The organism is Halomonas sp. H33-56, assembly GCF_040147035.1.
GTDB classification, from domain to species: domain Bacteria; phylum Pseudomonadota; class Gammaproteobacteria; order Pseudomonadales; family Halomonadaceae; genus Halomonas; species Halomonas litopenaei.
Genome location: NZ_JAMSHP010000001.1, coordinates 3,447,452 through 3,460,294, shown reverse-complemented (window position 1 = coordinate 3,460,294; position 12,843 = coordinate 3,447,452). Strand labels below are relative to the sequence as shown.

At 62.6% G+C, this 12,843-nt stretch carries 7 protein-coding genes; 6 read left to right on the top strand and 1 reads right to left on the bottom strand.

Annotated elements, in window-relative coordinates; all coding sequences use genetic code 11:
- Positions 1 to 93 precede the first annotated feature (93 nt).
- From NFH98_RS14775 to NFH98_RS14760, 4 genes are all read left to right on the top strand, one after another.
- Positions 94 to 609, top strand: coding sequence for a TRAP transporter small permease subunit (locus tag NFH98_RS14775; protein ID WP_108133679.1), 516 nt, complete (start codon positions 94 to 96; stop codon positions 607 to 609).
- Positions 606 to 1,937, top strand: a complete 1,332-nt coding sequence (locus tag NFH98_RS14770) for a TRAP transporter large permease (RefSeq protein ID WP_045992516.1) — start codon at positions 606 to 608, stop codon at positions 1,935 to 1,937. Before NFH98_RS14775 ends, NFH98_RS14770 begins: the two co-directional genes overlap by 4 nt.
- 29 nt (positions 1,938 to 1,966) lie before the next feature.
- Positions 1,967 to 3,004, top strand: a complete 1,038-nt coding sequence (locus NFH98_RS14765) for an Ldh family oxidoreductase (protein ID WP_348826894.1) — start codon at positions 1,967 to 1,969, stop codon at positions 3,002 to 3,004.
- 172 nt (positions 3,005 to 3,176) lie between these two features.
- Positions 3,177 to 4,070, top strand: coding sequence for a DMT family transporter (locus NFH98_RS14760; protein WP_261392059.1), 894 nt, complete (start codon positions 3,177 to 3,179; stop codon positions 4,068 to 4,070).
- Between the two features lie 113 nt (positions 4,071 to 4,183).
- Here the strand turns inward: NFH98_RS14760 and NFH98_RS14755 are convergent, their stop codons facing one another.
- Positions 4,184 to 5,779: an arylsulfatase gene (locus tag NFH98_RS14755; RefSeq protein WP_349622910.1), complete on the bottom strand. Its 1,596-nt coding sequence runs from the start codon at positions 5,777 to 5,779 to the stop codon at positions 4,184 to 4,186.
- 1,299 nt (positions 5,780 to 7,078) lie between these two features.
- Between NFH98_RS14755 and NFH98_RS14750 the strand changes: the two genes are divergently transcribed.
- Both NFH98_RS14750 and NFH98_RS14745 read left to right on the top strand, forming a co-directional pair.
- Positions 7,079 to 9,859, top strand: coding sequence for an Ig-like domain-containing protein (locus tag NFH98_RS14750; protein WP_348826892.1), 2,781 nt, complete (start codon positions 7,079 to 7,081; stop codon positions 9,857 to 9,859).
- Positions 9,860 to 10,473: 614 nt separating this feature from the next.
- A complete protein-coding gene (locus tag NFH98_RS14745) occupies positions 10,474 to 12,810 on the top strand; it encodes a type I secretion C-terminal target domain-containing protein (protein ID WP_349622909.1) in 2,337 nt (778 codons plus the stop codon).
- Positions 12,811 to 12,843: the final 33 nt, after the last annotated feature.

Below are 12,843 nucleotides of genomic sequence, written 5' to 3'. Positions count from 1 at the left end.
CCACACGTCTTGCGGCCCGGCCAGACAGCAAGAGCTAACCCCCTTGCTGCCTGGTCGGGCCGCTGTCTTTACCACCACCTGTGGGCAAACGAGATGAAGCTTATTCACGCTATCGAGCGGCTGACCCGCCTGGCGGGAGGGCTGGGCGCCATGCTGACCTTTCCGCTGATCGCGGCCCTGGTCTATGAGGTGTTCAGCCGTTACGTGCTGGGCCGCCCGACCCTGTGGGCCTTCGAGGTCAGCTACATGGTCATGGGTGCCATCTTCATGCTGGGCATGGCCAACGCCCTGCGCCTGGGCCAGCACGTCAGCGTCGATCTGTTGACGTTGCGCTGGTCGGATCGCACCAACGCAGCGGTGCGCCTGGTCGGCTACCTGCTGTTTCTGCCGGTGCTGGGCTGGCTGGTGTGGGAGCTGGGGCAGTATGCGCTGGAGGCCTTCGCCTCGAACGAGCGCTCTGGCCGCTCGGCCTGGAACCCGGTGATCTGGCCCGTATTTCTGACCTGGTGGGCCGGCTTCGTGCTGCTGGCGCTGCAGGTCGTGGCCGAGATCCTCAAGGCGGTTCATATCATGCAAGGGCGCACGCCCGAACAGGGGGGCGCGGCATGAGCGACTATCTTGCGCTGGTGATGTTCCCGGCTTTGATCGGTTTCATCATCGCCGGCTTTCCGATCGCATTTTCAATGATTCTGGTGGCGACGCTGTTCGGCATCATGCAGTTCGGCGACGCTGCCGCCTATCAGTTGCTGACCAAGATCGAGGACACCGCCTCCAATTCGATCCTGGCGGCGGTGCCGCTGTTCATCTTCATGGGCGCCATGCTCGAGCGCTCCGGTATCGCCGAGCGGCTGTTCACGGCGATCCACTTCTGGACCCGTCGGCTGCCGGGGGGACTGGGCGTCGGCGCGGTGGTCATGGGGACCTTGTTTGCCGCGGCCAGTGGCGTGGTCGGTGCCACCGAGGCGGTGATTGGGCTCTTGGCCATCCCGGTCATGCTCAAGCATCAGTACAGCAAGTCGCTGATGTCCGGCACCATCTGTGCCAGCGGCTCGCTGGGGACGGCGATCCCGCCGTCTATCACGGTGGTGGTGCTGGGCCCGGTGGCCAGCGTCTCGGTGGGGTCGCTGTTCAGCGGCCTGATGTTCCCGGGCTTCCTGATGGCGCTGTTCTTCTTGCTCTACATCGTGCTGATCGCCTACTTGAAGCCGGAGATGGCACCGCGCATGGCGCAGGATGACGCCGAGCGGGCGACCCTCGGCGAGAAGCTCAAGATGACCTTCGGTGCGCTGCTGCCGACCATGGCGCTGATCATGACGGTGCTCGGCACGATCTTGCTCGGCATCGCCACGCCGACCGAGGCGGCCGCCTGCGGCGCCCTGGGATCGGTGGTACTGGCGCTGGCCTATCGCAACCTGACCCTGGACGTGCTGTGGAACTCGGCCAAGCGGACCTTGAATATCTCGGCGATGATTCTGCTGATCGTGCTGGGGGGTAATATGTTTGCCGGGGTGTTCTTCGCCGCCGGTGGCATGGCCACGGTGCAGTCGCTGTTGATGGACACCGGCATGAGCCCCTGGATGATCCTCGGCATGATCCTGCTGATCGCCTTCCTGGCCGGCTTCGTGCTCGACATGATTTCGGTGGTGTTGATCGTCATCCCGGTGGCCATGCCCATCGTGCGTGCACTCGGCTTCGACGAGATCTGGTTCTGCGTGGCCTTCCTGGTGGTGATGCAGACGAGCTATCTGACGCCGCCGCTGGCACCGTCGATCTTCTACCTCAGGGCGATCACGCCGCCGGAGGTGACGCTCAAGCACATGTACATCGGGGTGGTGCCCTTTATCGTGGTACAGCTGGTGGTGCTGGCGCTGGTACTCAGCTTCCCGTCGCTGGCGCTGTGGCTACCCGAGCAGTTGAGTGGCCCCTCGTGGAAATGACCCCGGATACTGAAAAAGGAGACGCCCCCATGAAGGACACCGACACCACCGTCGACAACGGGGCCTACCTGACCCGCGAGGCGCTGATGTCGCTCAGTCGCCGCGTGCTGGAGCACCAGGGCTTCAGTGCCGAGCAGGCCAGGGCCCTCGGCGAGACCCTGGTGGCGGCGCAGATGGACGCCAGTCACTCCCACGGGCTTTACCGTCTGCTGGGGATCGTCCAGACGCTGCGCCAGGGCGCGGTGGTCGCCGACGCCGTCCCGGAGGTAGAAGACGTGGCCGCCGGAGTGGTGCGGGTCGATGCCGGCGGGGGCTTTTCGCCGCTGGCCTTCGAGCTGGGGCTGCCGCTGCTGGTGGACAAGGCCCGCGACGCGGGGGTCGCGCTGATGGCGATCAATCACTGCGTGCATTCCACCGCCCTGTGGGTCGAGCTCGAGCGGCTGACGGAACAGGGCCTGGTGGCGATCGCCTGTAACCCCACCCAGGCCTATATGGCGCCCCACGGCGGCAGTCGCCCGCTTCTGGGCACCAACCCGCTGGCCTTTGGCTGGCCCAGGCCAGGGCGCGAGCCGCTGGTGTTTGATTTTGCCACCAGCGCCATCGCCCGGGGCGACATCGAGTTGCATCGCCGTGAGGGCAAGCCGATCCCCGAGGGCTGGGGGATCGATCGCGACGGGGCGCCCTGCACCGATCCCGAAGAAGTACTGGATCACGGCGCCATGCTGCCGTTTGGTCAGCACAAGGGATCGGCACTGGCGCTGATGGTCGAGCTGATCGCCGGCCCGATGATCGGCGACCTGCTGAGCGTCGAGTCCAGCGAGCACGACGCCGGTCGCGCAGGGCTTCCGTACCACGGCGAACTGATCATTGCCATCGACCCGGCGCGCACCGCAGGCGCCGCCAGCGAGGCGCACATGGCCAGGGCCGAGCGGTTGTTCGACGATCTTTTGGGCCAGGGCGCACGCTTGCCGGCCCAGCGTCGTTACCGTGAGCGGGCGCTGAGTGAATCCCGTGGCGCCTGGGTGCCCCAGGCGCTGCTCGATGATATCGAGGCGCTGCTGGAGTGAGGTGACACGGGGCGCCTTAGCCGAAGGTGTCGCCACCCGACCGAAGGTACATGAGGCTTACACGAAGTCATTGCCGCGCCTCTAGGACGCGCCGTGATCATTTCCTACGCTGGGGTACGGTTGGGCAGCGACGCCCGACCGAGAGCTCATTTGTTCGAAGCGAGGGCATGTCATGGCAATGACAGGGACGTTATTGGTGATGCTGGCATCGCTGCAGTGGGGGCTCGCCGGCGGTTTCGGCAGCCTGCTGTTGCAGCGCGACTGGACGCCTGAGGCGGTGTCCTTCTGGCGGGCGCTGGTGGGAGTGGGTGTGATGCTCGTATGGCTGGCGCTGTCCTGGTGGCGGCGCGGGCGACCGACGGTCAACCGCCGGATGGTGATGTGGGCAATGCTCGCCGGGTGCGGTATCGCCGCCAACTTCACCTTTTACTTCATCAGCATCAGTGAGAGCAGCGTGGCGGTGGCGGCGACCCTGATGTACAGCGCGCCGATCTTCGTGTTCGTGGTGTCCTTCCTCACCGGGGCCGAGCGTCCGTCACTGGTGCAGTGGCTGGCCATGGCGGTGGTGATGGGCGGTATCGTGCTGTTGACCGGCATCTATCGCGCCGATGCCGGGGTGGTGACGCCGTTCGGCATCGCCGCCGGTTTGCTGGCAGGCGTCGGTTACGCCTTCTTCATCTTCGGCTTTCGCTTTGCGGCATTGCATGGCTCGGCCACGGCGGCGCTGCCGATGGCGCTGGCCACCGCCGCCCTGTTGATCCTGCCGCTGGCGGATTTCTCGACACTGGCCTCGGTGCCGGCGTCCGCTGACGTTTCGTTGTTTCTGCTGGTCGGTGTGCTGGGCGGCGCGCTGTCGTTCTTCTGCTACGTTGTCGGCGTGCGCTATACGCTGCCGACCATGGCCTCCATCGTCGCCATGGTCGAACCGGTCACCGCGACCTTGTTCGGGCTGTTCGTGCTGGACGAGAGCCTGACCCTGCCTCAGGTCGGGGGCATGCTGCTGATTCTCGGCGCGGTGACCGGTATCAGCCTGCTCAAGCACCGTGCGGCGACAGCCTCAGAGTAGGCAAGTCGCCTCGATAGCACAGACGTCGTCGGCGCCACGGTCGTCACCGTCTGCCGACCTGGCAGAGACGATTCCTGCGAGGGGGGCTGCGGGCCTTGAGCCCGGCGCCCGGGCTACTCCAGTCCGATGTTCTTGGCCGGGAATTTCTCGAAGGTGGCGCGATGGGCGCCGGCTTCGGCCACCATGGACGCTTGCCAGGCGTTGCGTCGGTGGCCGACGGTCATCTGTTCCTTGGGGTCGATGTAGAGATTGAACAGCCAAGGGGCCAGGGCGGTCCTTTCCACCGTCGCCATGTCGATCCAGCGCAGGCCATCGTCGGCGCGCACCACGGCGGTATGCATCTTGTACTCACGCATGCGCAGGGCGGTGAACTGGTTGCCCAGCCACATGTAGACCTGCTCGCGGTGGGACTGACCGTTCTCGGTAAGCAGGAAGGACGTCTGGTCGATGCCGTCGATGTAGCGGTCCTGAGGGATGCCGTCTTCGGCGCCGCCCAGGGTGGCGAAGGTATTGAACAGGTCCATCAGATCGAACAGGCCGTCGGAGCGCTGGCCGGGCGGGATCATGCCCTTCCAGTAGGCGATGCCCGGGACCCGCACGCCGCCTTCCCAGGTGGTGCCCTTGGCGCCACGGAAGGGGGTGTAGCCGCTGTCCGGCCAGCTATCCATCTGGGGCCCATTGTCCGAGGTGACGAAGATGAAGGTGTTCTCCAGCTCGCCGCTGTCTTCCAGCGCCTGAACGATGTCACCGATATAGCTGTCGACCTCGACGACGGCGTCCTTGTAGGGATACTTCGATGGACTGGCGCCGCGAAACGCCTCCGATGGCCAGTTGTCGGCGTGCACCTTCATGAAGGCGTGGGTGATGAAAAAGGGCGCGTCCTGCTGCGACAGCCGCTGGATGCTGTCGACGGTGTAGTCCCTGAGTCGGGCGTCACCCTCGGCCATGTCCTCGATGGAGCTGACCTGGCTGACCACCTCGGTGGTGCCGTCGGCGAGGCCGTGGATCAGGTTGTCATCGGCCTTGATCCGGTCGTAGCGCTCAAGCTTGTCGTCATCCAGTACCAGGTCGGGATAGCGACGCTCATCGAAGCGCTGGGTGTACTCCTTCTGCGCGCGATAGTAGCCGTAGAACTCATCGAAGCCCACATCGTGGGGGCGCATGCCTTCTTCTTCCCCGATATGCCACTTGCCCACCAGCAGACTGTAGTAGCCCTGGTTCGACAGCAGCCTGGCAATGGACGTCTCGCCTTCCCATGGATTCACGCTGACGCTGTCGCCGGCAAGGATCGGGCGGATCAGTCCGGTGCGTACCGGCAGACGGCCGGTAAAGATGGCCGCACGTGTGGGCGTGCAGGTGTACTGCGAATAGGTCGACGTCAGCATCAGGCCTTCATCGGCCAGCCGGTCCATATGCGGGGTGGGGGCGCCGACGGCCTCGCCACCACCGAAGGCGCCGGGGTCACCGTAGCCCAGGTCATCGACGATAAACAGCAGGATATTAGGCTTCTGGCCCGCGCGGGCCTCGAAGTCCGCCAGTGCCTGGGCGGCCGCAGCCTGCTGCTGGGGGTGGGGAATGGCCGGTTGGCGATGGTCGTTTTCCGCCACCGCCCGGGACAGCGTGCTGGCCATGGCGATGGGGGCCTTGGCCGCCAACAGGCCTGCCGACAGGGCCACGGTCAGCATTGTCGCAGCGATGGAAGTCCTCATTTTCCACTCCATGTGTCGGGCCCAGGGAAAGAAAAGAGCCGCGGTGCCAGGGGAGACATGTGATCACTGAAGCAGGACGCTGTCTGGCGCCTGATGTCTTCCCGGTATCCGTCGGGTGGTGCCAGGATGTGCAGCATTGGCGTGTTGCTCGGGCGTGGTCGCAGTGTGGCGAGTGAGGTGGGAGGGCGCCATCCCCCGAAAGGCATAACGGCCTGGGCTCCATCGCCAGGCGGGTGCTTCCTGATCTTGCCCAACAAAAGTGGACACCGGTCTATGCGATCATTCGAGCTTCGAAGGCTGCTGGGCTGATCATCCCAATGGCGCTGTGGCGGCAGTGACAGCGGCGCAGACAGCGAACAAGCGCTGGCCCTGAGCGTCGCCGGTGCCGGCGACACCACCCTGGAGCGCATCGGCCAGGAGGCCGCGCTGCTGGTGGAGTAGGCAGTGGAGTAGAGAGTGGAGCAAGCGGTCGAATAGGCCGTGGAGCAAGTGGTGGATCACTCCAGCGAAAGTCCCCTTCGATCACCCGGCCCTTGGCCGGGTGATGTTTTTTGCATAGCGACGAGCCTCCCTCGAGTACGAGACGCCTCGGCTATCTCGCATCGCTACGAGCGCTCCCAGCCCTCTCTCCCAGCCCCCTCCCAGCGACAGGGCCGTGCACTGCATCCTGCAAGCGCAGCAACTATCGGCTGTTCTTCGGGCGGTGATCTCGACCCACAACATCAGCACTTGAATTCGGCCAATCGGGGTTTTTATCAAAAGGTGATAATTTTTTGTTATGGCGTTATAGCGACGTGCGTAAAGGCCGGCGTGTACTCGCTTATGGAAAGATGGAAGTGTGGTTTTTGTTTTTTCAGTTGTCGAACTGACAAGGGAAGAAAATCGTGACGTAAAATCTAGAGTGTTTTGTGTGATTGTTCGCAGTCATCATTGCCCGAGGCGTGGAATAAGCATGCAAAATTGTGCTTAATCGATTGTTTAGTCGCTTGATGGCAGCGACCTTGGTATTTATTTATACAGTAAAGTGTCGAATTATCAATCATTTAAAAATTTGTGAATTTTTTATCACAAAGTGTGAATTGGTGGATGAGGCGTTTTCTGACGCGCAATTATCTGTTTTATAAAAAAGAAATTTTTGATGTCGGAAAACAAGGAGGCTTCGAGTGATAATGATGTTCGTCAGTCCAGTGTCGAGAGCGAAAATCAGTGCCTAGGTTTAGGGCAGACGCAGGAATAAAACCGAGCTTGTTGCCTTGTTTTCGTTGTTTGCCGCCACCAACCGGTGGCGAGGACGCTCCCATGAATACCGACACCGAAAGAGCCAATGCCAGCGCCACTGCGCTGATGAATACCCGCGGCGTGGATGCCCCCATCACTCCCGAGACCGACGATGATCCCGCCACCGGTCCCGACAAGGCCGTGGTCGACGAGGATGGCCTGGCCGGCGGCATCCACGGCGGTGTCAGGGATGCGCTCACCGAGCAGACCGTGGAGACCGGCGTCTTGGGTTACGACGCTGGCGATGACGGTCTGGGCGGCTTCACTTGGCACACCGATGGCCTGCCGGCGCTGACCAGCGGCGGCGACCCGGTGAGCTGGAGACTCAATGGCAATGGTCGCTCGCTGGTGGGGTTCGACGGCAACGGCGATCGGGTGATTTCGGTGCAGCTTACGGATGTGGCGAGCGGCAGCTACAAGGTGGCGGTGGCACAGCCGCTGGATCACACCTACGCCGGCATCGAGGACGATCTCAACTTCAGCGTGGGCTATACCATCAGCGACGCTGATGGCGACAGCGCCGACGGTGTATTGCGCGTCACCGTGGATGACGACAGTGGCCGGGCCAACGACGACATCGCCACCACCACCATTGGCACTTCGGTGACGCTGGATGTGCTGGACAATGACGCCTTTGGCGCCGACGGGAGTGGCGGGGTGGTCGCGGCCAGCGTCCAGGGCGGGGCGAGCGTCGGCAGTGTCAACGTTAATGGCGACGATACTCTGACCTTCGTGCCGGGGGACGGCTTCACCGGTAGCGCCCTGATCGACTACACCATGCAGGATCGTGATGGCGACGCCAGTGACGGCCAGCTTACTGTCACGGTCGAGGGGCAGCGCAACGATGTCCCGACCACCCCTGAAACCGATGGTGACCCGGCCACCGGTCCGGCCAAGGCCGTGGTCGACGAGGATGGCCTGGCCGGCGGCATCCACGGCGGTGTCAGGGATGCGCTCACCGAGCAGACCGTGGAGACCGGCGTCTTGGGTTACGACGCTGGCGATGACGGTCTGGGCGGCTTCACTTGGCACACCGATGGCCTGCCGGCGCTGACCAGCGGCGGCGACCCGGTGAGCTGGAGACTCAATGGCAATGGTCGCTCGCTGGTGGGGTTCGACGGCAACGGCGATCGGGTGATTTCGGTGCAGCTTACGGATGTGGCGAGCGGCAGCTACAAGGTGGCGGTGGCACAGCCGCTGGATCACACCTACGCCGGCATCGAGGACGATCTCAACTTCAGCGTGGGCTATACCGTCACCGACCGAGACGGCGACAGCGCCTCAGGCGTGCTGCGTATCACCGTGGACGACGACAGCCCGCAGGTCAGCGACGGCAGCGCCACCACCGGCACCAAGACACCGGTGACCGTGGACGTGCTGGCCAATGACGCCTTCGGTGCCGACGGGAGTGGCGGGGTGGTCGCGGCCAGCGTCCAGGGAGGGGCGAGCGTCGGCAGCGTCAGCGTCAATGGCGACGATACCCTGACCTTCGTGCCTGGCGACGGCTTCACCGGTAGCGCCCTGATCGACTACAGCGCCAGCGATGGCGACGGCGACACCAGTGAGGGGCGGCTTACCGTCACCGTCAGGGACCCGCAGGGGAATGGTATCCCCACCACCCCCTCCACGCCGCCCTGGGTTCTCCTCGACGAGGACGGTCTGGTTGACGGTATAGGTGGTGGTCCTGGCGATATTCCTGACCCCGCTGGCACTTCTTACAATGGTCAACTGGGCTATGACTTCGGCGATGACGGGCCTGGCAGTTTTACCTGGCTGACCGAGGACCTGCCGACGCTGACGAGTCGGGGATCTTCGATCGATTGGCAGCTCAGCGACGACGGTCTTGTGCTCAGGGGCGCTGCCGATGGGCGTACGGTAATACGGTTTGAACTCACCGATGTCCTCAGCGGGGACTATCAGGTGTGGTTGGAGCAGTCGATGGACCATGACGATGCCTATGTGGAAAGCAACATCGACTTCGATATTGGTTACCGGATCACCGATGGCGACGGTGACAGTGCCGCAAGCAAGATACAGGTACGGGTAAACGATGATAGCCCCTTCGCCGTGGCCAGCATGGAAGCAACCATCGAGAGTGGCTCCAAGGTATTTTTCGGCAATGTACTGCGCTTCTCCAGGTCCGGTGCCGACTATGGCCTCGACTTCAGCGTCGAGGTTCAGGGGGGTGACGCGGTCGGCAGCGTCAGCACCACCAGCGCAGGATTTTTCTTCACGGCCCATCCCGACTTTACGGGAATCGCCACCGTCTACCTGAACGTCATCGACGGTGACGGCTCCATCGATGTGGACGATGTTTCCATCACAGTGGAGAGCAATGTCGATACCGGTGACTACGCCAGGGCCAACTCGAGTCTCACCCCGGTTGTCGTCGCTGAGGACGGTCTGGCGGACGGTATCACCGATGGCGGTGATGACGCCCCCGGTGAGTCCAGCATCCAGTCGGGATCGCTGCCCTACGACTTTGGCTCCGTGAGTGTCCTCGAAGCCGAGGCTCAGGACGACGTCCTCGGCAACGCTTTGGACAACGCCCAGACGGACCGGCTGGCGCTGTCGGAATTGCTTGATGACGAGAGCGACGAGGAGGTATCGGTCTGGCTGCCTCCGGAACAGGACCAGACCGACAGCGTAGGCCCCGCGTCGGCAGGGGGCAGTGGTGGAGGCAGTGGTGGCGGCATGGACAGCGGCGCAGATAGTGAACAAGCACTGGCCCTGAACGGCGCCGGTGCCGGCGACACCACGCTGGAGCGCATCGGCCAGGAGGCTGCGCTGCTGGTGGAGTAGGCAGTGGAGTGGAGTAGAGAGTGGAGTAGAGAGTGGAGTCAGCGGTGGATCACTCCAGCGAAGATTCCCTTCGATCACCCGGCCTTTGGCTGGGTGATGTCTTGTCGGCTATCGCGATATTCTTCGCGTCTTTTTGTGTCGATAAACCGGCTGAAACGCTGCCTCGACGTCTTGATGATTGATGGATGTTTTTTCTGTCGTGTGATCAATGTTGATCGATCAATATTCCAAAAGGTAGCGGTGACCGACAAGGTGGACTGTTGGCTTTTATAAGCCAGGGCAGCGCCGGCGTTGATCCGACCTACGGAACTGTGTTGTTTCGAGTTTTTCGATGCCGGAATCTCATGTTTTAAAATCGCTGGAAAAACAAAAAGGTTTATTTTTCAGTTGGTAACGAATTTCGTGAATTTTCTTTCGTGTGGCTTTTGGTGCGAAGTGGTTTTTTGCTGATTCGCAAGTGTCGGTTTTTTATGAAAGTCGCGTTTGGTGCCAGATATCGAGGAGTAATGGGGCGAAAAGTGGTGGCCACCAGTCCAGTGTCGAGGTCGGTATCGACCGCCTAGCTTCAAGGAGTCATACGCGAATTTCGACCCACCCAAGGACAGGAGACTGTCATGAACACCGATTCCGAAACAGACAATGTGAGCACCTACACCTCGATCGACAGTCCACACGACCATACCCCGACCGCCGGTCTGATCAGGTCGGTGGTTGACGAAGAGGGCCTGCCCGGCGGCATTCGAGGTGGCGTAGGCGACGCCTTGACTTCCCAGAGCTTTACCGCCGCTCGTTTGAACTATGACGTCGGTAACGACGGCGTGAGCTCCTTCACCTGGCACACCGCCGGGCTGCCGTCACTAACTTCCGGCGGCGTCCCGATCAATTGGCAGCTCAGTGGTAACGGTCGTTCGCTGGAAGGTTTCGACGACAACGGTGACCGCGTTATCTGGATACTGCATGGCCCTGAAACGGCCTATTACAAGTTGTTTGTCGAAGGTCCGCTGGACCACCGCAGCGGTACGTTTGAAGACGATATCAAGTTCGCGGTGGGCTACACCGTCACGGATGGGGACGGCGACAGCGCTGACGGAGCTGTGCAGATCATCATCGATGACGACAGCGGAATCGCCCATGACGACAGTGCCACTACCGCCAGCGGCACGCCGGTGCGTGTGGATGTGCTGGCCAACGATGAGCATGGTGCCGATGGCCCGGGCGATGTCATCAGGGCCAGCGTTCAGGGTGGTGCTGGCGTCGGCAGCGTCACCATCAACCCCGACAGCACCCTGACCTTCGTCCCGCACCAGGGCTTCGCCGGTGACGCAGTGATCGACTACAACGGCACCGATGGCGACGGTGATATCACCTCGGCGTCACTGACGGTCGATGTGATGGCGGGCCGGGAAGATGGTGAACTCTATGTCGGTGACAATGGGGACAATCATGGGTCGACCGGCCCGGGTGATGACGTCCTGATCGGCGACCTGGGCGGCAAGCAGGGATTGATTGCGTCAGGTGTCGACTACAATATCTCGATCCTGATCGACGAGTCCGGCAGCATGCGCCAGCCGTCCGGCACCGATGGTCTGACTCGGCTCCAGCTATTGCAGCAGAACGTCAATCTGTTGCTCACACGTCTGGCGGGTCACGACGGAAATGTGGACGTACAAGTGGTGCGTTTTGACGACAAGGCGCATTCACCCAGAGCGGTCGATGGTCTGAACGAACATAACGTGGCTGGCCTTATCGCTTACGTCAACGGTGCGGCGGCCCAGGGCTCCACCAACTATCAGGCAGCCCTCTCCGCCGCCAGAAAATACCATGTCGCAAAGGAAGATGAAGGTGACGGGTCGCTGACCCTGTTCCTGACCGATGGTCTCCCAACCGCCTACCGGGAGGGGGGACACATCGTGGAGAGCGATGTGGCGGGGGCCTTTACCCCTGTCCACAAGGCGTATCAACAGTTCCTTCAACTCGGTCGGCTGTCCGAGGTGCATACCTTCGGCATCGGTGAAGAGGTCGCGGGGGAGCCGGATCCTGCGGGTCTGCTGCGCAAGGACTATCTGGACATCTTCGACAATACCGAGACCCAGGGGGCTCGCACCATCACCCTGCAGGACGGCACCGAGTGGACGTCACCCGCCGGTGAGTCGGTCATCGTCAACACCCAGGAGGTACTGAACGCCGCGCTGGCGCAGGGTGGCCCCGACGCACCGCTCGAGGTGCTCGGTGACGATGTGCTTGCCGGCGGGGTGAAGGCCGATATTCTGTTTGGCGACACCGTCAACTCCGACCACCTCCGCTGGAGAGACGGCGATACCAACGAGAGCTTTGCCTCCGGCAGCCACGACGGCCTCGGCTACGAAGGGCTGACCGAGTACCTCAAGTGGTCGGTTCACCATGGCAATGGCGCCGAGGCGAGCGACGCAGAGATCATTGCCTATATCCAGGACCACTACCGGGAGCTGATGGATACAGACCGTGTCGATGGCGGCAACGACACCCTGCTTGGGCAAGGGGGGCGCGATGTGCTGATCGGCGGTGGTGGTGACGACGTGCTGATCGGCGGTCGCGGTGGCGACGTGATGTGGGGCGGCTTTGGCGCCGACACCTTTGGCTACGAGGCGGGGGATGCGGGCAGTGTGCGCAGGCCTGCAGAAGACGAGATCAAGGACTTCACCCTGGGCAACACCGCCCGCAACCCCGAGGCAGACCGGCTCGATCTGTCTGATCTGCTCGATGACGCCCGTGACCACCAGGTGTCGGACTTCCTGCACGCCAGTCAGGAGGGGGACGATACCGTCATCGCGGTCAAGTCCGATGGTGGTATCGGCGCACACGGCGCCGGCGCCGATCAGTTTATCGTCCTGGCCGGCGTGCGCATGGGCGGAGCATCCAGCGACGCCTTCCTCGATCGATTGATCGACCATGGACAGCTCGAGGTGGAATAGGCGCTGGCCCATCCGCCGGCGCATGCTCACGCA

What these genes read in the sequence shown, in the direction of transcription:
- NFH98_RS14775 (WP_108133679.1), top strand. Translation starts at nt 94, where the DNA reads ATGAAGCTTATTCACGCTATCGAGCGGCTGACCCGCCTGGCGGGAGGG.
- NFH98_RS14770 (WP_045992516.1), top strand. Translation starts at nt 606, where the DNA reads ATGAGCGACTATCTTGCGCTGGTGATGTTCCCGGCTTTGATCGGTTTC.
- NFH98_RS14765 (WP_348826894.1), top strand. Translation starts at nt 1,967, where the DNA reads ATGAAGGACACCGACACCACCGTCGACAACGGGGCCTACCTGACCCGC.
- NFH98_RS14760 (WP_261392059.1), top strand. Translation starts at nt 3,177, where the DNA reads ATGGCAATGACAGGGACGTTATTGGTGATGCTGGCATCGCTGCAGTGG.
- NFH98_RS14755 (WP_349622910.1), bottom strand. Translation starts at nt 5,779, where the DNA reads ATGAGGACTTCCATCGCTGCGACAATGCTGACCGTGGCCCTGTCGGCA.
- NFH98_RS14750 (WP_348826892.1), top strand. Translation starts at nt 7,079, where the DNA reads ATGAATACCGACACCGAAAGAGCCAATGCCAGCGCCACTGCGCTGATG.
- NFH98_RS14745 (WP_349622909.1), top strand. Translation starts at nt 10,474, where the DNA reads ATGAACACCGATTCCGAAACAGACAATGTGAGCACCTACACCTCGATC.